Genomic DNA, 24,479 nt, shown 5'->3' with positions numbered 1-24,479 from the left:
TGGGTCACCCGCCACTAAACAATGCGCCAATAACGTAGCCAGCGATGCGTGGATTTTCCTTGATCCGCCGAGTGCTGTACCCGTACCAATCGTGACCGTATGGAACATACACGCGCACCTGAAACCCCATTGAACGCAAGCGCTCTCGCAACGGCTCACACACACCGAGCAGCATCTGAAACTCGAAACGGTTCGGCTCGATCTGCTCGCGCAGAATCAAAGCAATCAACAAGTCGATCAACGCTTCGTCGTGTGTTGCAATGCCGACGAACGATCCAGCCTGCAACGTGCTCAACACATGTCGCACGAAATGCTTGTTGATCGCGCTGCGATCTGTCGATGCGCCGTCGACAAGATGTACGTCCGCCTCGGCATAGATGCCTTTGCAGATTCGTACCCGGCTCCCCCGATGCTGAAGCGATACGACATCGTCGTAAGTGCGCGTCAGATACGCCTGTAGGGCAATACCAACGTCCGCACCCGAGGTTTCCACTTCCGCGAATAGATCAAGCGTCCTTTGCGTGCAGGTTACGTCCTCCATGTCGATGCAAGCCGTCACGCCCCGCATGGCCGCCGCATTGAGGATTCGCAGGACGTTTTGCTTGCATTCGGCTTCGTCGAAGAGCAAACCGAGCGCGGAAGGCTTGATCGACAGCTCCCCACGTACACCGTTGGCCCACATTGCTTCGATCAGGGCCAGATACTCGCACTTTATTGCTTCGACTTCTGCCGGCAAGGACGCTGTTTCACCGAGCACGTCGAGCGTCGTGCAGTAGCCCGCTGCATGCAGCGAGCGCACGCAATCGAGCGCTTCGGTGAGAGTCGCGCCCGCGATATAGCGGCGCGAGATTTTACGGATCAACGAACGGGGAACGAGCGGAATGGCGTGCGCTGCCATCGTATTGAGAATACGCATGTTGGTCTCACGAAAAAACCGCCGTGCGAGCCTCGACGAGTTACGTCGGGTCGAACGACATCGCCGGATCGTTTAAGGCGAGTCCGGAACGAAGAGTCGCGCCAGTGCATTGGAATGCAGTGACGAAATTCAGAGCGGTTTCGAAGGAGGCCAGGCAGCTGCGTACATTGCAGATCGAGCGTGAGCTTCGGATGGTCAAGAGCCGCGAGATGGGGCACCTGCTCGCAGGAGCGCGCCACGCGGTGGCCGATCTTAGCACGGGCATCACCTATGCACTTTCATGAAATCGACGGCTCCCGTCGTCTTCGCCGCGCGCATGCCAGACCAGCTTCGCGTCCACGGACGTTTCGGCGACGAGCCTGAAGCCGAGCCGCTCATAGAGGCGACGTGCCGGATTACCGTGAAGGACACTCAGCGAAACCGACGCATCTTCACGCCCTGCTTCCGCCAGTACGGTGTTCAGAACGACGTTGCCAATGCCTCGGCCCTGATAAGCAGGCATGACCTGGATCTGATGCAGATGCCACTCGCTGCCCGTCCGACTCAATTTGAGCAGCCCGATGCTTTCGGTCCCGTCGCAGATGACCTTCGCGTCCTCGAAGTGCGACCCGATGCGCTGCCAATGCGTGTCGTCGTCGGTCGGCAACGCGACCCGCTGCAGATGCTCGGTCATCGTGAGCTTGCGAAGTTTCAGCAGAAACGGCGCGTCTGCGGGCGATGCGGCGCGCAAGGTGATTTTCTGACTCATCGTTGATTCACGTTCCGTTTTGCGCGTCCGACCGCTTTGATCCACTGTCAGATAGCCCGTCCATCGCGTCTAGCGGTAAGCCAACTGACGATGGCAGCCATGTCGTCATCGTTCAGTGCGCCGATTCTGTCGACGAACACCCCGTAGTCGAGATCAAATTTCACGTTAAACCGCTCGCCTTTGTAGCGGCAGCACAAGACATCGGCTTCGGGTATCGAGACGCGCTGTTCGAGGACGATGTCACCGGGATGCTGCTGCATGCGCCGCATCACCGCGTCGATATCAAGAGAATCCAGTTGCTTCGTCAGGCTCGTCATCGCGGTCATCACCTGCCGCTTCGGCCGCCAGCGACCACTTGCAAAGCGGCACACGTCTTCCGATCATTTCGTCCCGTACACCCCGAGAATCTCCCCGCTTTCCGGAGAGATGACGTAGTTGATCGATTTCCCGAGACGGTTCGCGTTGCCGAGCCCTCGCTTTCCGGGAATCAGCTTTGCCAGGAACGTCACGCCAATGACATCCTTCCCGTCGACACCCTCGCCATTCGATGCCTTTCTCTCGTATATCGTGATCTCGAAGTTGTTGATGTCCTGTCCGGTCTTTTCGAAATCCTCATAAGCCGAGCGCAGGCCGACGATCGTGGCCGTGTTGAGCCTGACGCGGTTGTTGTCCATCGTGCCGAAAGATGACTCGTTCATGGCAAGTAGTGGAAACAGTTATTGAAACCCGGCTTCCATAAATTCAGACCGCGCCGGGGCGAGTCGCTCACAGCGTTCTGACACCTTTCCGTGCAGGATATCCACAACCGTCATCCCGTCGAATAGAGGACGGAATGACGTTGCACCGAACCGCGAACAAGCTCATCGACCACACCGAACGACCTTCGATCAACCCGAGTCTCAGCTCGTCCGCCCCAAACGATTGTCGATTTTGCATACGAGCTGATGACCGCGCGTGCTTCCGGAAGCTTCGGCAGCAGCGGCTCATTTTCGAGCCTGGTCCAGTTCTGGGGGTTCCGCATCCATCAGCGCGACCGCGAGATCGCACTGCGCTCGCTCAGAGCCACGACGGGCGGCGGTCAGGCGCCAGTGATCGGCTTCGGCTTGATCATATTCACCGAACGAGTAGTGAATATACAGCCGCTCGGCAGCAGCCATATCGCCGGACTCAGCCGCAATCGTCGCTTCGTCGAGACGCTCGGGAGACAGCGTGTACGGTTCGCGCCCAGTTATTGGGGATCCACCGATCGATCGGATTTTCGTCATTTCCCGAGTACTGCCATCACACGGTCATTTGGTCCCGTATATTCCGAGAATCTCCCCGCTTTCCGGAGAGATGACGTAATTGATCGATTTCCCCAGCCGGTTCGCGTTGCCCAATCCACGCTTTCCCGGAATCAATTTCGCCATGAACGTTACGGAGATGACATTGTCTTCGCCTTCTCCATCTTCTTTAGATGCCTTCATATCGCGTATGTGGATCTCAAAATTTCCAAGATCTTGCCCGGTCTTTGCAAAATCTTCATACGCCGCCTTCAAACCGATAACCGCTGCGGTATTGAGACTGACGCTATGTCTATCGACCGTACCGAAATTCAACTCGCTCATGGCAACCATAGGGAACGTTAACGTGAGAATCATCAAAAAGAATTTCATAGGCGATAATCTGTATCTGTCGCCGCTTGGTAGCCCTTATGTCCATCACTGGGGGTCCCAAGATAACCGCGACAATCATGATATTCATCCAACCCCATTTTGGCGACGTCGCGATCCTGATCCGAGAATTCGTTACTGGAGTAACTATCTCGCGCCTTGGTTGTTCTATTCCCGCGTCGATCCGTATGGTCCCCATGCGTGTGCCAGTAACCCACCTCTTGCGCACACTTCGGCGGTTTCGGGGCACGCGGATCCCAAGGATTCACGACATCACCTTCACCTCTGATGGCCTTCGTATAGTCGTAACGCCCATCCGGCGTCCTGTAAATCAGCCCGCCATACTCGAGGTTGTCCCGAATCGACTTGTCGTTATACCGAAGCAACGCAGCCTTGGCCGCGCCATCCGGCGTCGCGAACCGGCCTGACTTGAAGTTCTTGCAGGTCGTCCCGAGCGGATCGATCCAGCCGGTCGGATTGGGTCCGTACCGATAGACGTTGATCCCGCCGGCCAGCCCGATCGGGTCCTTGCTAACGAACCGGCCGCTGCACGGATCGTAATACCGTTGCCGGTTATAGTGCAGCCCCGTCGCGAAGACAGGGGCCGCGCCCGCGGCCCCGCAAACAAACGATCAGCACAAGTCTAGGAAATCGTCGTACTTAGAGTAGTGGTTCAAGCATCGAACAACCTCTTCAGTCGAAGCCGTTGGCTTCTGCTTGTATGCCAAATCGATAACATCTTGCAAGTGCTCCCGCACATAGCCTTGCTCAAGCCCCAACGCAATTACAGACTCAGGAAATACCTCGTTGTCGTCATCATCGAAGTCCGGTACGTCACCTACATATACGTCCATGCCGATTCGCAAATCGTCGGTATCCTTCGGTACATAGACCATGTAAACAGCGTCCCGGTCCTTCTTTTCTCTGACAAGGCTGATCAAATCGTCAATCTTGTAAAACGCATTTATAACGAAGCTGTTCATAATGGGCATCCTGTAGCAGAGTCCAACTTCCCTTTTCGACCAAGCTGTCCACCACCCCATTTATCACGCCCACCAGTGCCGTCTGGATGGTAGATACCGTGGTTATCGCCGTGGTCGCTTCGATCCACCAAATTTAATTTCCCGACTTCATCGTTATGATGCCACGTCATCCCAGGTGGGCTACTTCCAAGATCCTTCTGCTTTTTCGACCAATCAAGTAGCGCCGGGTTGCGCGACAGAATGTCTCGACGGAAAGCTTCATCGGTGTTCATTCTCTCAATCAAGGCTTTGTTAGCCAGCCGGAATTGCACGCCATCGCTGGCAAACAGCTTGTCTTGCGGCAAGTCGAAGTCGTGGAATGAGTGGAACTTCCCGGGGCATCCAGCGCGCTTCCGGAGGCCCAGCGGATCGACCCATGCAATCGGGTTCGGTGCGTATTGGTACGTATTGAGGCCGCCCTGCAAGCCGACCGGGTCCTTCGAAATGAACCGTCCGCTCTGCGGAGCGTAGTACCGGTGCCGGTTGTAGGCAAGGCCGGTCTCGTCGTCCAGCTGCTGCCCCTGGAACCGGATCGGATTGCGTACCGCCGCCCCCGTCGCGCGCGACACGCGCTCGATCACCTCCCGCGCTTCGCCCCACGCCTTGTAGCGGGCCTCCCACACCACGTCCCCCAGCTCATCGGTCAGCATCTGCGGCGTACCGATCTGGTCGCAGTGGTAGTAGTACAGCCGCGCCTGCGCCGCCGGCTTCGGAATACGCTGCAGTGGATCATCCTCGGGCGTATAGCGCGCCGTGGCGTCATGCCGCGGCGTCTCCACGCCGCCGACAGGCGCGCTCACATACTGGGCGAGCGGGACGAACGAACCGGCTTCGTACAGGTAGTGCGTGCTGCGCTCGCCGTCGGTCTCATAGGCCAACGCGTTGCCTTCCCAGCCGAACGTCGTCACGACGCCGTCGACTTCCTTCGCAATCCGCCGCCCGAACGCATCGTAGAAATAGCGCGCATCGGTCTGGCGCGTCGCCGCCTCGGTGCGGGCGCACGCCAGCCGGTTGAACGCATCCCATTCGAACCGCTGCAAACCGCCTGCCGAGCGCGTCTCGACAAGATTGCCCTGCGCGTCGTAGTCGAAGTGCGTCCCCGCGTACGACTTGAGCAGGTTGCCGAGCACCTTCGATACCTGCGGTGGCAATGAGCTTTCCGGGCGAACCGGGCTCGACGACGTGCGCGTGCGCGCATGCTCGTCCCTCCGCGCCTCGATCACGTTGCCAGCCGGATCGAATGCAAACCGTTCCGTCCCGCCGGGGCCGATCGATTCGAGCAATCTTCCGACGGGATCGTATCGGTAGTCGGTCAACCCATTCCGGCTATCTTCGATATGCGTGAGCTGGCCCGCCGCGTCATATCGGTAGTGCCGTCCGCTCAACGGCGCCGGCGCATGCTCGTGCTGAACGCTCTGTTTCCGCACCAGCCCTGACGGATCGTAGGCCGTGCTCTGGACGAGCTTGCTCGGCAGCATGCGCCGCACTTCGCGGTGCAAGTCGTCCCGTTCGAACTGGACGCGTTCTTCACCATCGAGCAACATCCCGTGAACATGTCCGGAACCGTAGGTCAGCCAGTCGATCGCGTGGCCGTCCGGGCGGATCGTTCGGTTCCGGTTGCCCAGTTCGTCGTACGTGTGGTGCCACACGTAGCTGCGCTGCACCCCGAACAGATCGTACGCGTGATGCTCGCGAACCAGGTTCCCGGCCTGATCGAAAAAGTGCTGCACGCGGCTGGTTGCGTTCTGTCCGTCGATCAGCCGGCCAAGCGCGTCGTAGGCAAAGCGCTCCTCGGCCTCCCCGCGTGCGCGGCGCGTCAGTCGCCCGGCGTTGTCGTACTCGACGTGCGTGAGCTTTCCCGCATCGTCGATCGTGGACAGGCGATTCGTCTCGTCGTCGTACGCGTAGCGCGTGACCGTCCCGTCGAATCCGACCGTTTCGAGCAGCCGGCCGACGGGATCGTAGTGGAACTGGTAGCTGGCCTGATTCGGATCCGTCAGCCTGACGAGCCGCCCCAGGCGATCGTATCCGTAACTCAACGTCTGGCCGAGCGCGTCGCTGCGCGTATGAATCCTGCCGGCCGCGTCGTAACCGTATCGCGTCGACCGATTGGCCGGATCGGTGTAATTCAGCAGACGTCCTTCCGCATCATGCTGGAAACGCTCGACACCGGCTGGCGTGCGCACCTCGCTCAGCCAGCCGTTCGCGCCGTAAGCGAATGCGCTCGCCCCGCCCATCGCATCCGTTGCTTCGACCAGCCGGCCTTGCGCATCGTATGCCCACTGCGTCGTTTTGCCCGAACAATCCGTATGGCCAATGAGTCGCCCGGCCGGATCGTATGACATGACCTTCGTGCCGCCCTTCGCGTCGGTCACTTCCGTTGGCAGGCCCTGCGCGTTATAGCCGTACTTCGTCTTGTGGCCGAGCGGATCGGTCTCCGCGACGACATTGCCCGCGTCGTCATATTCACGTGTCCATGCGTGCCCCTGCGGATCGACGATCCGGATCATCTGATCCTTGTCGTCGTACTCCATCTCGATCACGCTACCGTCGACGCGCTGATGCCGCACCATGTTGTCCCGCGCGTCGTACGCCATCCGTTCGTTGCCGCCGTCCGGGTACGTGTGCTGCACGAGGTTGTGGTGAGCGTCGCGATACATCCACTCCTCGGCGTCATCCGGATGAACGATCCGGAATGGGTAGCCGTGCCGGTCGTAGTAATGTCGCGTCACGTTGCCGAGCGCATCGGTCACGCTCACCATCCGGAAGTCGGGGTGCCACGCGAAGCGCGTGTCGTCGCTGCCGTCATCCGCGTATTCGTGCACGCACTTCGCCTTCGGTCCGGTGCCGTTCCACTCGAGGTTCGTCCCTCGGCCGGTACGGTCCGTGTAACGCGTAATCAGGTGATGGCGATACGCATACTCGCGGCGGTTGCCATGGCCATCCGTCGCCGCGACCAGATCGTTGTCCTCGCTGTATGCGTAACGTGCAAGCAGGCCGATGCGCGTTCCATCGGCATCGTGATGCGACGCTTCAATGATGCGGTGCTTGTCGTCATGCGCAAACGCGACGATCGCGTGCGGCGCGATGAGGCGGTGCAGACGGTGTTGCGCATCGTAATCGAGCGTCACCTGATTGCCGGACCGATCCTTGATGAACGCAAGGCGGAACGCATCGCCGCGCTTCTCGTACGCTTCGAGCAACTCATGCCCGCGCGTCAATGTGATCCACGTTTCGTCGAGCCGCAACAAGGTCAAGCCTTCACCGCGGTCGTCGTGCACGCCACCGGGGGCGAGCAGCGGATAGTCGATGCTTCGGCCTGTCGCATCGTGATAGACGAGCTTTGCCGGATGGATGTCGATGCGCGTCGTGAATGACGTGATCCAGCGCGCGCCGAGTTCGCCACGGGCGTCGTTCGCGTCGAAGAACGAGCGATAGGTGCGGTGCCACACGATCGGCATCACGCCAGGCAGCACGAAATCCTGGTGACTGACGCGCTCGTCGCCCAGCGCAAAACCTACCGAACGCTTCGTCGCCGCCTTGGGTGTCGACGCCGGACAGCCGAGCTTGCAGTCGTTCGGCCCCGGATGCGCGGCTTCCTCCGTGTGTCGCACCGTCTCCTTCTGCCCTTCGCCTTCCTGCCGATGAACTTTCGTGGTGCCCTGTTCCTTGATCCCGGTCTTGTGCTCGCGCTGGCGACGCAGCACGTCGCGCTTCTTCTCGATCGCAACCTGCACCAGGTTGATCAGCCAGCCGATCTTGCCCGCATCGACACCGCCCAGCGCCAGAATCTTCTCCTTGACCACCGGCACCATCGTGCGCAGCGCCTTGGCCATCGTCAGCAGCGGTTCGCGATACTTCAGGTCCAGCACCTTCGCCGCCTGCGTGCCGGCATTGATCACGCCCTTCGCCTCGATCTTCACGAAGTCGACGATCAGGTGGCCCAGGCTCGTGAACGTCTTGCCCGCATCATGCGCGGTGAATCCCGCTGCGATCTGGCCCGCATGCTGTTCGGCCGCGCGGACATTGTGCGCGGCGCTGAGCGGCTTCTCTCCCGCGACTTCCTCGAACAGGTGTGCGAACCCGATCATGAACTTCTCGATGTACTCGGCGCAGGTCTTCAGAACGCTGTTCAGCTCCTTCTTCACCCCATCGACGAAGCTCTGGATCTTGCCGGCAAACTGCTCGCTCAGGCTATCGATCAGCGCCTGCAGCAGCGCTGTCTGCATGACCTGCAACGACGCCTCACCGATTGCCTTGCCGCTCTGCACGAGCTTCTGCCGCACCAGCTTCATGACCGGCCGCATGCCCATGCGGAACTGGGCCGTGCCGGGCGGAACCGGAACGACGCCGATCAGATCGAGGCCGAGGTTCAGGTAATCGAACAGATCGGGATTCCGGCCGCTCTGACCATGCTCGACCATGTCCTTGATATCGAGCACGAGGTCGACCGCCGCCATGATGTTGGCGACCACCGGCAACGAGCTGGCGACCATCTTGAGCCGCTCGATGGTGATGAAATCGTGGCTGATGCCGCGCAGCCAGCGGTCGCACGCCATGATGCCGGCATTGACGTCGACGGTTTCGATCTGCAACAGCGGCGCGACGTATACCTCGGTCGGCTTCGGAAGAATGACACTCGAAGAATCGGTCATGACTGTTCTTTGGTTCGAAAGTGTGGGGTCGCGTATCGCGCGAACGGATCCTCAGAGCATGCTCAGCGCGGGCACGGCGCTGCGCGCCGCTTGCGCAAGCGCGCCGACCTGCTTGGCCGCGGCGCCGAGCTGGCTCGCCTGCGCAAGCGCCGCGCTCGCGCCAGACGGCAATGTCTGGGCGAGCGCGCCTTGTGCGACGCGCATCGCCTGACCGCCCAACGCCTGCCCGATGCCGCCTTGCGCAACCTGACCGGCGACGCCGGCCAATTGCGTCACGCCCGACACCGCGCTCATCGCGCCCGATGGCAGCGCTTTGGCGAGCGCCCCCTGCGCGAGACCCATCGCCTGTCCGCCCAATGCCTGGCCGATGCCGCCTTGCGCGGCCTGTCCCGCGATCCCGGCCAGCTTCGTCGCGCCCGACAATGCGCCGGGCGGCAGCAGACCACCTAGTTGCGACATCGCCGTCGCAGCCGCGTCGCCGCCCTGCATTGGCTTCGCCGGCCACGGCGCCGTCTTGAACACGCTCGACGAATCGTATTGATTGCGCGGATCCTCGCCGAACTGAACCTGCGCGGCACCAGCCGGCAGACCGCTCACGATCGTGTGCCCCTTTGCATCGAGCGCGCCTTCGCGCAACACGCCGCCGTTCGCATCCAGCACCGTGAACTTGCCGCCCTTGAAGCCCTCACCATTCGCATACTGGTGCAGCAGCTCCAGCTGCCCCGGCTGATCCGGCCTTGGACTCGGCAACGGATACCCCATGCTCGCCGGCCCTGCGAAGGTATGCGATGCCCCCTTCACATCGATCTTCCCGGGCGCATGAACTTCGACGTTGCCGCCCTGGATCCGGATATATGCACCGCCGCTCGTCAGCAGAATCCCCTGATCGGCCGCGATCTCGATCCGGTCCGTGGCGGACATCACCTTCACCGTTTTCTGCGCGGTCACCTCGACGTTGTCCGACTGCGCCTGGATCTCGACCTTGCCCTTGGCGGCGAACAGCTTCATCCCTGCGTTCTGCACGAACAGGCTCAGCTTCTGCCCGATGCTCGCCAGCAGCGACTTGCCGGCCGCGACGTGCACGCTCTGCCCGCTCGCAATGTTCACGTGATCGTTCGCGACCACGTGCACTGACTGCTGCGTCGACATCCCGATCCCGGACGGGCTGCCGAACAGCATCACCGGTTCCTTGAACGCATTCGCGTTGCCGGTGCCGCCGCCCGCCGTACGTCCGCCCGACGCAGCGCCCGGCACGCTGTCCTGCGTCGCGTCGGTGAACGCACGCATCGTGTCGTGCGCATCCTTCAGGCTTTCCGCCTGATGCTGTTCGCTGACACCGGACATTGCCTCGACCAAGCTCTCTGCGTTCACGAGCTGCTGCTGCGTTTCCTTCACGTCGAGCGGCTGGCTGTTCGGCGCTTTCGGATGCGTCGTCACGTACAGGCCTTGGCTCGCCCGCACCGCGCCATACGCATCCGAACGCAGATCGAACCCGCTGCCGAGATACGACCCGCGCGCATTGCCGTTCTGATCGATGAGGTAGCCGAGATGCAGCAGGCTGTTCGCGCTGCTGCTCATCAGCTGCACGCGGTTCTGGCCAGTTGCGTCGTCCATCACGAGCTGGTTGTAGCCGCCGCCCGAATACTCCTTCGACCGGAACCCGGACAAGATCCCGTCGCTATGCCATTGCGGCTTGGTCGCGCCGTTGTACACGCGCCCGACCGCGAGCGGCCGATCGCAATCGCCACCGATGTAGTCGATCAGCACTTCCTCGCCGATGCGCGGAATGTGTACGCCGCCGTATCCGCCGCCCGTGTCCGACTGCACGACGCGCACCCAGCACGACGCATTCTCGTCGCCCGGGTTCACGCGGTCCCAGACGAACATCACGCGAATCCGGTTCAGCTCGTCCGTGTAGACCTCCTCGCCCCGCGGCCCGACGACGATCGCCGTCTCGAGATGCATCTCCGGCTTGTGATGCTCGAACGGACTGCGATACGGCACGCTCGCGCGCTGCGCCTCGACCTCGACAAGATAGAAACCGACCGAACCGTCACCGTGCGGCACCTGTAGTGCCGGGGCGTCCTGACGCGTTGCGCGGATCCGATCGAGCTCGGGTCCCAATCCATGCGGGAAATGCGAACCGTCGCCTGACACCGGCAGGTTGTTCTCGATCCACCACGCCACCTCGATCGCCGCGAACTCGCGCTGGTCGGCCGGATCGCGATCGTGCGCGGGATGATCCGAAAACGTGAAGCGCCGCCCCGCATCGATGCCGCGCACGCCGCCTGCGGCGTGGAAGCGCTTCGCCTGCGACTCCCATTCCTCCATCCGGACCTTCGACAGATGGTCGCCGCGCGTCTGGTCGAGATACGTGTACGCGCCGGTGTACTCGTAGACCTCGAGCTGGTCCGGCAACGCGCCCTGGCCCGACATCGTCGGCACGTTGGTGCCTTTCGGGTTGGTGGACACTGACGGATTCTTGTAGTCGAACGTCCGGGTCGACAGCGTCACGCTCTGCAGCGTGCGCGTTCCCGACCATTGCGTGAACGCGTCCGTCTCGCTCGCGGTGCCCCCGCGATAGAAGCGCACCGACTCCGGCGACAACGGTGCGAACGACTGCAGGTTGTCGGTGATCACGAGCGTATGCGACGTGCCGTCACCCGCCTGCTCCCAGCAGGCGAACAGCCCCTCGCTTTCCATCAGCCGGTGCACGAAATTCCAGTCCGTCTCGCTCTGCCGCGTATACGAGCGGCTCGGCAGCGGTGTCGACAGCGAGAAACGGAATCGGCCCCGCGCTTCGGGGTGCATGTCCAGCACGTCGGAGATGATCTCGTCGACGTGCCTGTCGATCCAGATCTTCTGGTCGCGGCGAAACCGGAGCACGTGCATCCACGTGCGCAGTTCGAGCTGGTAGGTCGTCACGCCACCGTTCGCGCCCAGCCGGCGCACGGTGTAGATGAAGCCGCTCACGGGCCGGTACGACTTGTCTGCCTGCTGAATCCAGAGCGTCGCAGGCTGGGCGATCAGCTTCTTGAGTTCGAGACCGCCATCCGTCGACATGACGTCGAGCGTGAATGAATAGTCTCGCCCGATTCGCGATCGCCCCACGGCCCGCTGGACGGCGAGTGCGTTCTCGCCGAGCGGGGTTGCGAGCTTCAGTAAACGGTCCTGCTGAATCAGGCCGCCACGAATCGCAGCGGCTATGTCCGGCATGTTCATATTACGGCCCTTTTTTATTTCAGCACCCTCGGATGGTGTCTGGTGCGCTCTCGCGCGAAATTCTACAGTTGAATCAGGGCAGTAAGGTAAAGCACTGTGTATCGGCGGCAGGATTTATCTGATGCCGTGAAAGGATGTGTCCGTGGCGTCGGCATGCCGTGTTCCCCGCTGGCGCGTCGGCCATCGGCGACCTTGATTGCGCGAGCTGCAGCATGTCCTCGAAATTATTCCAGTGTCAGGCGATCGCTGCACCCGCTGCCAGACCACAGCGTTCCGCTTCCCTTGCGCACGGATCACAGTCGCCGCCCTGTGCTTATCCAACGGTTTTGACTTGTTCTGTATATATACGTAGTGATAGTTAACAAGCCACGCGCCAAGCTGTGGATAACTGCCGAAACACCCCGAAGAATCAACGCGATGCGGAATTCATAACCGCACGCGACTCGCGTGCAAAGTTCTGTGGAGCACAGAACAACTTTTGAGCCGATTCACAGATGTCACAGATATCCTCAATCGTTCCACTGTGAATCCAGAGGCTTGCGAAGCGGTTATCCAGAAGCGCATGTGGATAACCTCGGGGCAAGGAAGCGCTACGCTGTGCATCACAGCACGTCGCGCCCCCTCGCCCGCGCACCGCGTCCCCACCTCGCCCCGCACCCCGATTCAAAAAATTTTCACCAAAACGCTTGTGCTCCGCACCGACCCTCTCTATAATTCGCGGCTTCTTAGGCTCGTAGCTCAGTTGGTTAGAGCACCACCTTGACATGGTGGGGGTCGTTGGTTCGAATCCAATCGAGCCTACCAACGAACAATCGAAGGGGTCCGGCAGCGCGCATTGCCCAAAGGCAAAGCGGCTCGCCAACAGAACTAACGCCGCGCGGCAAAACCGCGCGGCGTTTTTCTTTTCAGGCCGAACGCAGCGCATGCAGTCCCAGCGCCAGCGCGTTATACGGCATCTCCCCCGCACCCATCCCGAAGTTCACGACGTTCGGCAACCCGTGCCGCCGGCTCAGCAGTGCGGGCACGATCCGCTCGCACGCATGGCCGTCGCCGTACGGATTGCTCGCATGCGCCATCTCGCCGTACGCGCTGTCGCTGGTAATCAGGCGCGACGCTGCGTCCACGAGGCGCTCCGCGTCCATCCCGACGAGCCGCACGTTGCCGGCCTGAACCGCCTCCGGGCGCTCGCACGTGTCGCGCGTGACGAGCACCGGCTTGCCGAGCGCCGGCGCCTCTTCCTGGATCCCGCACGAGTCGGTGATGATGAAGTGCGCGCGCGACATCAGGAACACGAACGACAGATACGCCGGCGGCTCGATCACGTGCAGGTTCGCAATGCCCTCGAGCAACGCACGCATCGGCTCGTCGACGGCCGATTCGCCGTGCAGCGCATAGACGAACTGCACGTCGCGATGATGGTTCGCGAGGAGGCGCAGCGCATGTCCGAAGCACGCGCGCACGTCGCCGCTGTAGAAGCGGTGGCCGGACATCAGCACGATGCGGCCGTTGCCGGCGACAAACGGATAACGCTCGACGATCGTGCGGGCGAACGCGTCGTCGCGTTCGAGGATGCGCCGCACGCCCTGCAACGCGTCGATCAGCGTGTCGCCGCTCAGCACGACGCTGTCGGCCGGCACCCCCTCGCTGAACAGGTTGCGCCGCGCGCGCTCGGTCGGCGCGAAATGCCACGTCGATACCGCATCGGTGATGCGGCGGTTCAGCTCCTCGGGCCACGGCGACCAGATATCGCCGCTGCGCAGGCCGGCCTCGACATGCGCGACCGGCAGATACCGGTAGAACGCGGCGAGGCTGACCATCAGCGTCGTGATCGTATCGCCATAGACCACCACGGTATCCGGATGCAGACGGTCCAGCAGCCCGCCAACCGCATTCAGCAGGCCGGACGTCGCGTCCGCCTGCCCGTGGCCCGCGTCCGTCAGGTTGAGCGCGTAGTCGGGCGTGATGTCGAACAGCGTGAGCAGCGGGTCGAACGTCTCACGGCGTCGCACGGTCACGCACACCTTCGCATCGATGTTGCCGTGGGCCCTCAGCGCGCGCACGAGCGGCGCCATCCCGACCGCCTCCTGGCGCGTGCCGAACACAAACAAGAATTTCCGCATGTCGAACCTCGAATCGCTCCCTGATTCCGTTCGTCCAGGCGCGCGAGGCAGCCCCGCGCGCATGCACGGGGGATGGGCGGCGCAACACGGCCGCGAGCCGCCGGGCCGATCCGCACCGGCAGGCATTCGGCCGCACTGCGTGAAGGCCGGGGATGTTTCGTCGTGGGGGCATGCGCCGGCGAAGCGTCCTCGTACCCGCCATCTCGTTGCGAGTGGCAAGTCATGTCATCTGTCGTACCTCTTCAAACCGCTGGTCTCCCCGGCCGAATCTGTTCGTCTGCCGCTTCTGCGTGCACGCATGTCGGCATCCGGAGTGCTGCATATTTCAAACCAGCCGCGACATGTCCGGCCAGTGCGGCACATCGTGCGCGCGACGGCCCGCCAGGCCCCACCGGAATGTTTCACACGTGATACGGGATTCGGCGCGGCGAGCTCGCGTGAGGTTCGTCGGTGGCGGCATGCGGTCGGGCCGGTTTTCGCTGGATCACGAATCAAGCAGGACACGAACCGAAACGACGGGCTGCCCACCCTCGTCGGCGCATGTCGATACGGCATTCAGGCGTCGGCGTTCGACATGGCAAGCACGTTGCCGACGATTGTGTGCGCATGCGGATATTCCCGAAGCACGCGCACGCGGTGCAACCGTCGCGACCCGCTGCGCTGAAATGTTGCGTTCGTGAAACGAGCGTCCGTCGCCGTTCTTCGGGCCGCTATCGGTGAGCCGCGAGCAGGCGGAAATCGAACCGCCAGACACCTTCCCCCGCGCATACTGCACCGCGAAAGGTCGGTTCCGGGTCGCCCGCGATGCGCGTCAGGGCCGCGCCGCGCGGCGTCCGACACGCCCCGCACCACCCGCCGACGGCTGATACGTCGATGAATCAAAAAACCGCCGAACGCCCCGCCCGGCCGCCGTTCGCGACGGCCATCCACCTTGCCGGACGGGCCGCGCCGACCGGTGGCTCGACCCTTGCTTCGATCGAGGTGAACGCCGTCCGCGATGCGTGAACGACACGCCGGTAACAGCAGGACGGTGACGGCAACTGAAACGAGGCCGGGATACGGCGCGAGGGATCGGCATCGGCGGTGCCGCTGGCGGACAGCGGCGCCGCACATCGATGCACGCTCCGCCGGCTCCTTTTGCATCCTGTCTGCCTGCGACCGTCCCCCCGGGCGCAGACGCGGGGACGAACGATGACGGACTGGCGGGCGGTGTCGGACTGCGTCGAAGACGTGCTGCTGCTCGCGCTTGCCTGCGCGCTGGCCGCGTACGATGCGGCGCTGTCGCTCCGGTCATACGCCGCGGTCCCGTTCTCGCTGTGGCCGACGATGATGCCGGGCTGCACGCGTATCGGGCGCAGCCGGCCCCCTTGCCCTGTTCGGCGCGCCGATTCACGCGGCCCGTTGCCGCTTCGTCAGCCTGGGCCAGACGCCGCATCCGGCGCACTGCTCCGAGATCGACCGCCACGCACCGGCGTTCCGGCGGCCCGACGCGCCATTGCGATGCTGTCCGACCCGTCCACGCCGCGCGTGGCCGACGACCGTCAGGCAGGCGACGCGCCCTCGCCGCTTCGCCGCACCGCCGGCCCGTCGAGTTGCGCCGTCCCGCATCGCGTCGCGCCGCGTATTCCGGCCGGTTGCCGTCGCGCGCAATTGCACGCATCGCACGCGTGCGGCCGCACCCGCATCGATCGCCCGCGCGGGTCACGCGGCACGCCGAACCGGCCGGCGCCGTGCCGGGCGCTTGCGCACCTGGTATCGCAGTATCCGGCGCTGCCCCCATCGCCGTGCGCGGCGGCCGGCATCCCGGCCGGCTCGTTCACGCGCGCCGTGCGGCTGCGTCGCGCCGCCGTACGCCAGCATCACGATGGCCGCGGCCGTCATTCCGAATCGTCCCGCCCGCGCGCCGGCCGTTCCTGCGCATGGCACCGGGCATGTCACTGGAGGTAACGCGTCATGTGTGGGATCGTCGGCGCGGTCGCGCAACGGAACATCGTTCCGATCCTGATCGAAGGCTTACGCCGCCTCGAATATCGCGGCTACGACTCGTGCGGCGTCGCGACCGTCGTTGACGGCGCGGCGCGGCGTGAACGCAGCGTGTCGCGCGTCGCGGATCTCGAAGCGCACGTCGCGAGCGCCGGGCTCTCCGGCAGCACGGGCATCGCGCATACGCGCTGGGCGACGCACGGCGCGCCCGCGACCTGCAACGCGCACCCGATCTTCTCGCGCGACGAGATCGCGCTCGTGCACAACGGCATCATCGAGAATCACGAAACGTTGCGCACGCAACTGTATGACCAGCACTACGAATTCGACGGGCAGACCGATACCGAAGTCGTCGCGCACCTGATCCACAGCAAGTACCAGGGCGACCTGCTCGCGGCCGTGCGCGACGCGACCGCGCAGTTGCACGGCGCGTATGCGATCGCGGTGTTCAGCAAGTCCGAGCCGCAGCGGCTCGTCGGCGCGCGGGTCGGCTCGCCGCTCGTCGTCGGGCTGAAGGACGGCGAGTGCTTCGTCGCGTCGGATGCACTCGCGCTTGCGGGCATCACCGACCGCTTCATCTTTCTCGAGGAAGGCGACATCGTCGAGCTGACGGCCGGCCGCGCGCGGATCTTCGATCGCAGCGGCCACGAGGTCGCGCGGCCGGTGCAGACGGTCGCGGCGGGCGACGGCGTGGTCGAGCTCGGCCCGTATCGCCATTTCATGCAGAAGGAAATCTTCGAGCAGCCGCACGCGGTCGCGGCGACGATTCCCGACGCGGGGCTGTTCGATCCCGAGGTGTTCGGGCCTGACGCGCGGCATGTGTTCGACCAGATCGACAACGTGCTGATCCTCGCGTGCGGCACGAGCCATTACTCGGGGCTCACCGCGCGCCGCTGGCTGGAGACGATCGCGCGGATGCCCGCGCAAGTGGAGATCGCGAGCGAATACCGCTACAGCGACGCGCTCGCGATGCCGAACACGCTGGTCGTCGTCGTGTCGCAGTCCGGCGAGACGGCCGATACGCTCGCGGCGCTCAAGTACGCGCAATCGCTCGGCCATCCGGACACGCTCGCGATCTGCAACGTGCCGACGAGCGCGATGGTGCGGCAGTCGGGCCTGCGATTCCTCACGCGCGCGGGCCCGGAGATCGGCGTCGCGTCGACGAAGGCGTTCACGACGCAGCTCGTCGCGCTGTTCATCCTCGCGGTCACGCTCGGGCGGCTGCGCGGCTTCGTCGACGATGCGCAGCTCGCGCGCTACACGACGCAGCTGCGGCGGCTGCCGGACGCGCTCGCCGACGTGCTCGCGCTGGAGCCGCAGGTCGAGCGCTGGGCGGCCGAGTTCGCGCGCCACGAGAACGCGCTGTTCCTCGGCCGCGGGCTGCATTATCCGATCGCGCTCGAAGGGGCGCTGAAGCTGAAGGAGATCTCGTACATCCACGCGGAAGCGTATCCGGCGGGCGAGCTGAAGCACGGGCCGCTCGCGCTCGTCACGCACACGATGCCGGTCGCGACGATCGCGCCGAACGACACGCTGCTCGAGAAGCTGAAATCGAACATGCAGGAGGTGAGGGCGCGCGGCGGGCAACTGTACGTGTTCGCCGACGCCGATACGCGGATCGACAACGGCGACGGCATTTCGGTATTGAGGATGCCGGATTATTACGGGCTGCTGTCGCCGATCCTGCACGTCGTGCCGTTGCAGCTGCTCGCGTATCACGCGGCGTGCATCCGCGGCGCGGATATCGACAAGCCGAGGAATCTCGCGAAATCGGTGACGGTCGAGTAAGGGAGGGCGGGGCGCCACCCGGTCGGCATTTGCGGGGATGCGGGCCGGCCGGGTGCGCGCGTCGTCTGTCGCCCGTCGCGCATCGCGCGCTCAATGCAGATGCCGCAGCTTGTCCGGATTGCGGACGACGTAGATCGCCGCGATCTTGCCGTCCTCGATGTCGAGCGCGGTCGTCTGCAGCTCGCCGTCGGCCTCCAGCGTGACGAAGCCCGGCAGCCCGTTGACGAACCCCGCGCGCACGAGCGTCGAGCCGTTCTGCCTGAAGCGTTCGGCCAGCGTTTCGTGCACCCTCATCACGCCGTCGAAGCCGAAGATCGGCCGGTTCGCGGCCGGGCGCTTGCCGCCGCCGTCCGCATGCAGGCTCACGTCCTCGGCGAGCATCGCGCCGAGCGCGCGCATGTCGCCGGATCGCGACGCCGCGAAGAACGCCTCGGCAATCTCGATCCCGCGCTGCTTCTCGACATGAAACCGCGGCCGCGCGTCGCGCACATGCGTGCGCGCCCGCGCGGCGAGCTGGCGGCACGCGGCCGGCTCGCGCTGGATCGTCGCGGCGACTTCGTCAAATTCGAGGCCGAACACGTCGTGCAGCAGGAATGCCGCGCGCTCGAGCGGCGACAGGCGTTCGAGCGCGAGCATCAGCGGCAGCGTGACGTCGTCTTCCTCTTCCTCCTCGACGACAGGATCGGGCAGCCACGGGCCGATATAGGTCTCGCGCTGGTGCCGGGCGGACTTCAGCTGATCGAGGCACATCCGCATCACCATGCGGCGCAGGAACGCCTCGGGCACGCGCACCTCGGCGCGCTCGACGTCCATCCAGCGGATGAATGCTTCCTGCACCATGTCCTCGGCGTCCGCGACCGAACCGAGCATCCGGTACGCGACGCGGATCAGCTTGCGGCGCAGCGGGTCGAAGCTCGCCGCTGCGTCCGCTGCTCCGGCAGGTTCGGCGCCCGTCATCAGGCCGCCTTGTCCGCCATCGCCTTCGCGACAGCCGGTTCGACCCACAGCCCGAAACCGACCGCGAGACGGTTCCAGCCATTGATCACGTTAATCATCAGCGTGAGCTTCACCTGTTCCTCCTGCGTAAAGTGGTCGTTCAGCGCGGCGTAGGCGGCGGCGTCCGGATGCTCTTCGGACAGCCGCGTGAGCGCGTCGGTCCAGCCGAGCGCCGCGCGTTCTCGGTCGGTGTAGCAGGGCGCTTCGCGCCATGCGGACAGCAGGTAGAGGCGTTGCTCGGTCTCGCCGTTCGCGCGCGCTTCGGCCGTATGCATGTTAAGGCAATTGGCACACGCGTTGATCTGCGACGCGCGGATCTTGACGAGCTCGATCAGTGTCGGTTCGAGGCTCGCGGCGGCGGCCATCGACGTGCCCATCCAGCTCTTCATCAGCGACGGGGCGGCGGCAAACGGGTCGAGTCTGGCAGTCATGGTTCCATCTCCTTGTGTGGGTTCCGATGACATGACGAGCGAGCCCCCCGCGCGTGTGACATGCACGCAAAATATTTTTCTTTCATTTTTATTTCACTGCCGTTTCAATCGGATCGTCCCTCACGACGTTCACATTTCTGGTCCATACTCCTCTGCACGGGCAGACGAAGCGCCGCACGCCCGTCGCAGCATCGAAGTTCGCACGTCAGTCGCGCGCATCGAGCGCGGGCTTTCGTTTCCGGCAACGCAGCTAGTCGCGACGTGGACGGTAAATCGATGAGCCTCCTTGCATCCCAGCTTCAACGCCGCTATCGGGACGTTCGCGCGCAGAGCGTCGAGCTGACGGCGACGCTGTCCGCCGAAGACCAGGCCGTGCAGTCGATGCCCGACGCGAGTCCGGTCAAGTGGCATCTCGCGCATACGACGTGGTTCTTCGAGACGGTCGTGCTGATGCGCCGCGCCGCAGGCTACACGCCGTTCGACGACGCCTTCCAGTTCCTCTTCAACTCCTATTACGAATCGCTCGGCCCGCGCCATCCGCGGCCGCAGCGCGGGCTGCTGACGCGTCCGTCGCTCGACGAGGTGCGCGCATACCGGCATTACGTCGACGACGCGATGCTGCGCGCGCTCGCGCAAGCCGATGCGTCGCTGCTCGACACGATCGCGCCGGAGCTCGAGCTCGGGCTGCATCACGAGCAGCAGCATCAGGAGCTGATCGTCACCGACATGCTGCATGCGTTCTCGTGCAATCCGCTGCTGCCGGCATTTCAGCCGCGTGATGGCCGGGGCGAGGGCGAGGCCGGCACCCATGCGGCGGGCGGGCTGCGCTGGCTGCGCCAGCCGGGCGGGCTCGTCGAGATCGGCCACGACGGCAACGGCTTCTCGTTCGACAACGAGCGGCCGCGGCACACGGCGCTGTTGCGGCCGTACGAGATCGCGGATCGTCTGGTGACCAACGCGGAGTTCACCGCGTTCATCGCCGACGGCGGCTATGCGCGCCCGGAATTCTGGCTGTCGGACGGCTGGGCCACGGTGCAGCGCGACGGCTGGCGCGCGCCTGCGTACTGGATCGACGCCGGCGAACCGGCGGCGCCACGCGAGTCGAACGAGTCGCATGACGGGCCGCATCGCGTGTTCGGCCTGCACGGCGCGGAACCGCTCGCACCCGATGCGCCGGTGCGCCACGTGAGCTTCTACGAAGCAGCCGCGTATGCGGAATGGGCGGGTGTGCGGCTGCCCACCGAATTCGAATGGGAGGCCGCGTACGGCGCGGACGGGATCCGGCAGATGTCGGGCCACGCGTGGCAATGGACGCGCTCGTCATACGAGCCGTATCCGGGCTTCCGGCCGCTCGCGGGTGTCGCGGCCGAATACAACGGCAAGTTCATGGTCGGCCAGCAGGTCCTGCGCGGCAGCAGCATCGCGACGCCGCCCGGGCACGCGCGGCCGACGTACCGCAATTTCTTTCCGCCGGCCGCGCGCTGGCAATTCACGGGAGTGCGACTTGCGAGAGACCTCTGACCTGGCCGCGCACGGTGGCCTGCAGGCAGCACGCGATCCGCAGCCGAGCGCGTTCGAGCGCGACCTGATCGACGGGCTGTCGCGCCGCCCGCGCAGCATCCCGCCGAAGTATTTCTACGATGCGGCCGGTTCCGCGCTGTTCGACCGGATCTGCGCGCTGCCGGAGTACTACCCGACGCGCACCGAGCTCGGGATCCTGCGCACGCACGCGGCCGACATCGTACGGCGCGTCGGACCGCACGCAGACATCGTCGAATTCGGCGCAGGCTCGCTCGAGAAGATCCGCGTCCTGCTCGACGCGTTCGCGGCCGAGCAGGCGCCCGCGCGCTACGTGCCGGTCGACATCTCGGCCGACTACCTGCACGACGCGGCCGCGCGGCTGCGTGCCGCGTATCCGTGGCTCGACGTCGCGCCGCTCGCCGCCGACTACACGAAGGCCGACGAGCTCGCCGTGCTGGCGGCGTCGCCACGGCGGCGCATCGGTTTCTTTCCCGGCTCGACGATCGGCAACTTCTCGCCGGACGAAGCCGATGCATTCCTGCGCGACGCCGCGCGGCTGCTGCGGGGCGGCGGACTGCTGGTCGGCGCGGACCTCGTGAAGAACGTGGACATGTTGCATTGCGCATACAACGATGCACAAGGCGTGACCGCGCAATTCAACCTGAACCTGCTCGCGCGTGCGAACGCCGAGCTCGGCGCGGACTTCGATCTCGACGGCTTCACGCATTGCGCGTTCTACGATCCGCAGCTTCAGCGGATCGAAATGCATCTCGTCAGCGTGCGTGCGCAGACCGTTCGCGTAGGCGGCCGGACGTTCCGCTTCGAGGCCGGCGAGCGCATCCATACCGAGAACTCGTACAAGTTCACCGTCGAAGGTTTCCATGCGATCGCGCGACGCGCGGGCTTCGTGCCCGACACCGTGTGGACCGACGACGCGCAGCTGTTCAGCGTGCACTGGCTGCGCAGCCCGGGCGACATTCGCGCGTGATGCGTGCCGCCCAGGGCAGGGCGGCGCACGGGGCTGCGTGTGATTGCCGGTGTGACATTCGCGTGTGACCTTCGGCGCGACACGTGTCGCGCAGCCGCTTCATGCGTGCATGCAACCTCCTCGCAACACTTTCCTGACGCCCGCTTTCCCCGCTTTCCCTTGTCCCGCAGGGCTTTGCGGCATCCGTAAACACCCGTTACCAGTCTCGCAGACCCGTTGCACCTGTGTCAGGTGCGCCCGCCTACACTCCGAACCGTATTCACTGGACGCACATCATGTGCAGGGAGTCTGGAGATGAACAAGAAACTTCTCGGTGCAGTTCTCGGTATTGCAGTGCTCGCGGCGTCGGGCGCCGCATCGGCCCACGTCGACGTCGCGGTCGGCATCGGCGTGCCGGGCGTGTATGCGGCGCCGGCGCCCGTCTATGTCGCGCCGCCCGTTACTTATGCGCCGCCCGTCACGTACGCGCCGGTCGGCTATCGCTACGACGACTGGCGTGAGCGTGAATGGCGCGAGCACGAGTGGCGCCGTCATGAATGGCGCGAGCATGAGTGGCGTGGTCGCGACTGGCACGATCGCGGCCGCTGGGACTGAACCCGATAACCGGCGCGCATGCCGGCTCACAACGACGACAACGAGGAGGGTGATCGCATGACCACCATTCGACACTTGAGGAAATGGGCGCTCGCCACCGGCGTCGCGCTTGCAACGATCGGCAGCGCGCACGCAGCGGGTTGCATGAAGGGCGCGGTCGTGGGCGGCGTCGCCGGCCACTACGCGGGCCACCACGCGGTGGTGGGCGCGGTCGGCGGCTGCATCGTCGGCCACCACATGGCGAAGAAGCACGCCGAGGAAGTCGCCGCGCAACGCAAGGCGGCCGAGCAGGGCGTTCAACCAGCGCAGTAAAACGCGCGAGCGGGCGCACGGCCGCGGGCCGTGCCTGCCGCCACACCACACCACCGGCGGCGCCCCCGCGTCGCCGAACTTTCCCAACCCGTTTCACGTCATCGGCAGCCGCTTGGATCGCATCACCCGGTGCGGCGCCGGCCGTCTGTCCGCATTCGTCCGTGCAATCGATCAGCGCGGCACGCGTCCCGGCGCGAACGCACACATCACCAACGGCACGATCACGATCGCCCCACCCGTGAAGAACATCGCAGGCGCGCCGTAGCGCTGCCAGATCCATCCGGCAATCGCGCTCGCCAGCAGCATCGCGACCCCGCTCGCGAGATTGAACAGCCCGTACGCGGTGCCGCGCCATTCGGCCGGCGCGGTCTCGGCGACCATCGCCGCGAGTATCCCCTGCGTGAACCCCATGTGCAGCCCCCAGATGGCGACACCTGTGAGCACCGTCGCGACGTCGGCGTGCGCGCCGAGCAGCAGGTCGGCGGCGATCAGCAGCACCATGCCGATCGCGAGCAGCGCGCGGCGATCGAGCCGGTCCGACGCGATCCCGACCGGCCACGCGGACAACGTGTACGTGATGCTCATCACGACCATCACCGACGGAATCCACGCGACGTCCATCCCGGTCTGCTGCGCGCGCAGCACGAGGAACGCGCCGCTGAAGCGCGCAAGCGTGAACACCGCGCCGACCGCGACGACGAACCAGTAGCCGCCGGAAAACGCACGCAGCGCGCGGCGGTCGAACGGTGCGCGGAACGGGCGGCCTGCGTGCGCCGTCTCCGGTTCGCGCACGCCGAACAGCAGCACGGCAACCGTCGCGAGCGCCGGCAACACCGCGAACCACAGCACCGCGCGGATGTGATCCGCGAACGCGAACATCAGCGCGATCGCGAGCAGCGGGCCGCCGATCGCGCCGGCGGTATCCATCGACTGGCGCAGCCCGAAGCATGCACCGCGTATCTCGGCCGGGGCGATGTCGGCGACGAGCGCGTCGCGCGGCGCGCCGCGGATGCCCTTGCCGACACGGTCGACGAGCCGCGCGACGATCACGAGGCCGGGGCCTTGCGCGAGCGGGAACAGCGGCTTGGTGAGCGCGGCGAGCCCGTAGCCGGCGAGCAGCAGCACCTTGCGGCGGCCGAGCCAGTCGCTGATCGCGCCGGAGAAGATCCGGACGATCAGCGCGGTCGATTCGGCCGCGCCTTCGAGCACGCCGAGGGCGGCGACGCTCATCCCCATCGTCGAGACGAGGTAGATCGGCAGCAGCGCGTGCACGAGTTCCGACGACAGGTCCATCAGCAGGCTGACGAAACCCAGCGCCCACACGGTGGGCGGAATCGCGGGACGGGACGAGACGGCGGTATGCGGCTCCATCGGGCCTCCGGAGCGCCGCGCGGCACGCGTGACGGACGCGGCCATCGCCGGCGCAGGGTCGATGCCGGGATACAGCGCGAGTGTCGCGCCGGGCGCGATGCGTTTCAACTGCCGGTGTCACGGTACGGTGGCCGGCGGGCGCGCGAATACCGCACGAATT

The 24,479-nt window shown here is 64.7% G+C and carries 20 protein-coding genes, 1 tRNA gene and 1 pseudogene; 8 read left to right on the top strand and 14 right to left on the bottom strand.

Annotated features, from left to right (window positions below):
* Positions 1-4: 4 nt before the first annotated feature.
* From ACV229_RS05660 to tssI, 10 genes and pseudogenes are all read right to left on the bottom strand, one after another.
* Positions 5-916 (bottom strand): proline dehydrogenase family protein, encoded by a 912-nt coding sequence (locus tag ACV229_RS05660; protein ID WP_448082133.1) that lies wholly within the window; start codon positions 914-916, stop codon positions 5-7.
* Positions 917-1,184: 268 nt separating this feature from the next.
* Positions 1,185-1,664: a GNAT family N-acetyltransferase gene (locus ACV229_RS05655; protein ID WP_448082132.1), complete on the bottom strand. Its 480-nt coding sequence runs from the start codon at positions 1,662-1,664 to the stop codon at positions 1,185-1,187.
* A 47-nt stretch (positions 1,665-1,711) separates the two neighbouring features.
* The gene (locus tag ACV229_RS05650) at positions 1,712-1,981 is read right to left on the bottom strand and encodes a hypothetical protein (RefSeq protein ID WP_448082131.1); all 270 of its coding nucleotides are present in this window, start codon (positions 1,979-1,981) and stop codon (positions 1,712-1,714) included.
* A 63-nt stretch (positions 1,982-2,044) separates the two neighbouring features.
* Positions 2,045-2,338: a hypothetical protein gene (locus ACV229_RS05645; protein ID WP_448082130.1), complete on the bottom strand. Its 294-nt coding sequence runs from the start codon at positions 2,336-2,338 to the stop codon at positions 2,045-2,047.
* A gap of 309 nt (positions 2,339-2,647) precedes the next feature.
* Positions 2,648-2,929, bottom strand: coding sequence for a hypothetical protein (locus tag ACV229_RS05640; RefSeq protein ID WP_448082129.1), 282 nt, complete (start codon positions 2,927-2,929; stop codon positions 2,648-2,650).
* A 24-nt stretch (positions 2,930-2,953) separates the two neighbouring features.
* Positions 2,954-3,319, bottom strand: coding sequence for a hypothetical protein (locus ACV229_RS05635; RefSeq protein WP_448082128.1), 366 nt, complete (start codon positions 3,317-3,319; stop codon positions 2,954-2,956).
* A pseudogene (locus tag ACV229_RS05630) lies at positions 3,316-3,906 on the bottom strand (DUF4329 domain-containing protein); the annotation flags it as partial. The pseudogene ACV229_RS05630 and the gene ACV229_RS05635, both read right to left, overlap by 4 nt.
* A 42-nt stretch (positions 3,907-3,948) precedes the next feature.
* Positions 3,949-4,299, bottom strand: coding sequence for a DUF7716 domain-containing protein (locus ACV229_RS05625; RefSeq protein ID WP_448082127.1), 351 nt, complete (start codon positions 4,297-4,299; stop codon positions 3,949-3,951).
* Positions 4,296-8,993 (bottom strand): RHS repeat-associated core domain-containing protein, encoded by a 4,698-nt coding sequence (locus ACV229_RS05620; RefSeq protein ID WP_448082126.1) that lies wholly within the window; start codon positions 8,991-8,993, stop codon positions 4,296-4,298. The genes ACV229_RS05625 and ACV229_RS05620 overlap by 4 nt, the downstream gene beginning before the upstream one ends.
* A 51-nt stretch (positions 8,994-9,044) precedes the next feature.
* Positions 9,045-12,215: a type VI secretion system tip protein TssI/VgrG gene (tssI, locus tag ACV229_RS05615; RefSeq protein ID WP_448082125.1), complete on the bottom strand. Its 3,171-nt coding sequence runs from the start codon at positions 12,213-12,215 to the stop codon at positions 9,045-9,047.
* 727 nt (positions 12,216-12,942) lie between these two features.
* Here tssI and ACV229_RS05610 point away from each other — a divergent pair.
* Positions 12,943-13,019: transfer RNA gene (locus ACV229_RS05610), tRNA-Val, on the top strand.
* A 101-nt stretch (positions 13,020-13,120) separates the two neighbouring features.
* On the opposite strand, the gene wecB is transcribed toward ACV229_RS05610, so the two are convergent.
* Positions 13,121-14,335 (bottom strand): non-hydrolyzing UDP-N-acetylglucosamine 2-epimerase, encoded by a 1,215-nt coding sequence (gene wecB, locus ACV229_RS05605; RefSeq protein ID WP_448082124.1) that lies wholly within the window; start codon positions 14,333-14,335, stop codon positions 13,121-13,123.
* 873 nt (positions 14,336-15,208) lie between these two features.
* Between wecB and ACV229_RS05600 the strand changes: the two genes are divergently transcribed.
* The 3 genes from ACV229_RS05600 (at position 15,209) to glmS (ending at position 18,106) form a co-directional block, all read left to right on the top strand.
* Complete coding sequence (locus ACV229_RS05600) at positions 15,209-15,340, top strand: hypothetical protein (protein WP_448082123.1); 132 nt, start codon at positions 15,209-15,211, stop codon at positions 15,338-15,340.
* 186 nt (positions 15,341-15,526) lie between these two features.
* Positions 15,527-16,282 (top strand): hypothetical protein, encoded by a 756-nt coding sequence (locus tag ACV229_RS05595; protein ID WP_448082122.1) that lies wholly within the window; start codon positions 15,527-15,529, stop codon positions 16,280-16,282.
* Between the two features lie 6 nt (positions 16,283-16,288).
* Positions 16,289-18,106, top strand: a complete 1,818-nt coding sequence (glmS, locus tag ACV229_RS05590; protein ID WP_448082121.1) for a glutamine--fructose-6-phosphate transaminase (isomerizing) — start codon at positions 16,289-16,291, stop codon at positions 18,104-18,106.
* Between the two features lie 90 nt (positions 18,107-18,196).
* Here glmS and ACV229_RS05585 read toward each other — a convergent pair whose 3' ends face one another.
* Positions 18,197-19,063 (bottom strand): sigma-70 family RNA polymerase sigma factor, encoded by an 867-nt coding sequence (locus ACV229_RS05585; protein ID WP_448082120.1) that lies wholly within the window; start codon positions 19,061-19,063, stop codon positions 18,197-18,199.
* Positions 19,063-19,533 (bottom strand): carboxymuconolactone decarboxylase family protein, encoded by a 471-nt coding sequence (locus ACV229_RS05580; RefSeq protein ID WP_448082119.1) that lies wholly within the window; start codon positions 19,531-19,533, stop codon positions 19,063-19,065. Before ACV229_RS05580 ends, ACV229_RS05585 begins: the two co-directional genes overlap by 1 nt.
* A gap of 276 nt (positions 19,534-19,809) precedes the next feature.
* On the opposite strand from ACV229_RS05580, the gene egtB reads away from it, so the two are divergent.
* The 4 genes from egtB (at position 19,810) to ACV229_RS05560 (ending at position 22,948) form a co-directional block, all read left to right on the top strand.
* A complete protein-coding gene (egtB, locus tag ACV229_RS05575) occupies positions 19,810-21,054 on the top strand; it encodes an ergothioneine biosynthesis protein EgtB (RefSeq protein ID WP_448082118.1) in 1,245 nt (414 codons plus the stop codon).
* Entirely contained in the window at positions 21,038-22,042 is a 1,005-nt protein-coding gene (egtD, locus tag ACV229_RS05570; RefSeq protein ID WP_448082117.1) for an L-histidine N(alpha)-methyltransferase, read from the top strand. The genes egtB and egtD overlap by 17 nt, the downstream gene beginning before the upstream one ends.
* A 294-nt stretch (positions 22,043-22,336) precedes the next feature.
* Complete coding sequence (locus ACV229_RS05565) at positions 22,337-22,636, top strand: hypothetical protein (protein WP_448082116.1); 300 nt, start codon at positions 22,337-22,339, stop codon at positions 22,634-22,636.
* A gap of 57 nt (positions 22,637-22,693) precedes the next feature.
* A complete protein-coding gene (locus tag ACV229_RS05560; protein WP_448082115.1) occupies positions 22,694-22,948 on the top strand; it encodes a hypothetical protein in 255 nt (84 codons plus the stop codon).
* A gap of 171 nt (positions 22,949-23,119) precedes the next feature.
* Here ACV229_RS05560 and ACV229_RS05555 read toward each other — a convergent pair whose 3' ends face one another.
* Positions 23,120-24,319 (bottom strand): MFS transporter, encoded by a 1,200-nt coding sequence (locus tag ACV229_RS05555; protein WP_448082315.1) that lies wholly within the window; start codon positions 24,317-24,319, stop codon positions 23,120-23,122.
* Positions 24,320-24,479 lie beyond the last annotated feature (160 nt).

It is taken from the genome of Burkholderia sp. MR1-5-21 (genome assembly GCF_053427715.1).
This window is presented reverse-complemented; position numbering and strand designations above follow the sequence as displayed.

Excerpts from the sequence above, each read along its gene's own strand:
- egtB (WP_448082118.1), top strand. The coding sequence starts at position 19,810 with ATGAGCCTCCTTGCATCCCAGCTTCAACGCCGCTATCGGGACGTTCGC.
- ACV229_RS05580 (WP_448082119.1), bottom strand. The coding sequence starts at position 19,533 with ATGACTGCCAGACTCGACCCGTTTGCCGCCGCCCCGTCGCTGATGAAG.
- ACV229_RS05645 (WP_448082130.1), bottom strand. The coding sequence starts at position 2,338 with ATGGACAACAACCGCGTCAGGCTCAACACGGCCACGATCGTCGGCCTG.
- ACV229_RS05585 (WP_448082120.1), bottom strand. The coding sequence starts at position 19,063 with ATGACGGGCGCCGAACCTGCCGGAGCAGCGGACGCAGCGGCGAGCTTC.
- glmS (WP_448082121.1), top strand. The coding sequence starts at position 16,289 with ATGTGTGGGATCGTCGGCGCGGTCGCGCAACGGAACATCGTTCCGATC.
- ACV229_RS05595 (WP_448082122.1), top strand. The coding sequence starts at position 15,527 with ATGACGGACTGGCGGGCGGTGTCGGACTGCGTCGAAGACGTGCTGCTG.
- wecB (WP_448082124.1), bottom strand. The coding sequence starts at position 14,335 with ATGCGGAAATTCTTGTTTGTGTTCGGCACGCGCCAGGAGGCGGTCGGG.
- ACV229_RS05640 (WP_448082129.1), bottom strand. The coding sequence starts at position 2,929 with ATGACGAAAATCCGATCGATCGGTGGATCCCCAATAACTGGGCGCGAA.
- ACV229_RS05600 (WP_448082123.1), top strand. The coding sequence starts at position 15,209 with ATGAATCAAAAAACCGCCGAACGCCCCGCCCGGCCGCCGTTCGCGACG.
- ACV229_RS05635 (WP_448082128.1), bottom strand. The coding sequence starts at position 3,319 with ATGAAATTCTTTTTGATGATTCTCACGTTAACGTTCCCTATGGTTGCC.
- ACV229_RS05620 (WP_448082126.1), bottom strand. The coding sequence starts at position 8,993 with ATGACCGATTCTTCGAGTGTCATTCTTCCGAAGCCGACCGAGGTATAC.
- ACV229_RS05660 (WP_448082133.1), bottom strand. The coding sequence starts at position 916 with ATGCGTATTCTCAATACGATGGCAGCGCACGCCATTCCGCTCGTTCCC.
- ACV229_RS05650 (WP_448082131.1), bottom strand. The coding sequence starts at position 1,981 with ATGACGAGCCTGACGAAGCAACTGGATTCTCTTGATATCGACGCGGTG.
- ACV229_RS05560 (WP_448082115.1), top strand. The coding sequence starts at position 22,694 with ATGACCACCATTCGACACTTGAGGAAATGGGCGCTCGCCACCGGCGTC.
- ACV229_RS05555 (WP_448082315.1), bottom strand. The coding sequence starts at position 24,319 with ATGGAGCCGCATACCGCCGTCTCGTCCCGTCCCGCGATTCCGCCCACC.
- tssI (WP_448082125.1), bottom strand. The coding sequence starts at position 12,215 with ATGAACATGCCGGACATAGCCGCTGCGATTCGTGGCGGCCTGATTCAG.
- ACV229_RS05565 (WP_448082116.1), top strand. The coding sequence starts at position 22,337 with ATGAACAAGAAACTTCTCGGTGCAGTTCTCGGTATTGCAGTGCTCGCG.
- ACV229_RS05625 (WP_448082127.1), bottom strand. The coding sequence starts at position 4,299 with ATGAACAGCTTCGTTATAAATGCGTTTTACAAGATTGACGATTTGATC.
- ACV229_RS05655 (WP_448082132.1), bottom strand. The coding sequence starts at position 1,664 with ATGAGTCAGAAAATCACCTTGCGCGCCGCATCGCCCGCAGACGCGCCG.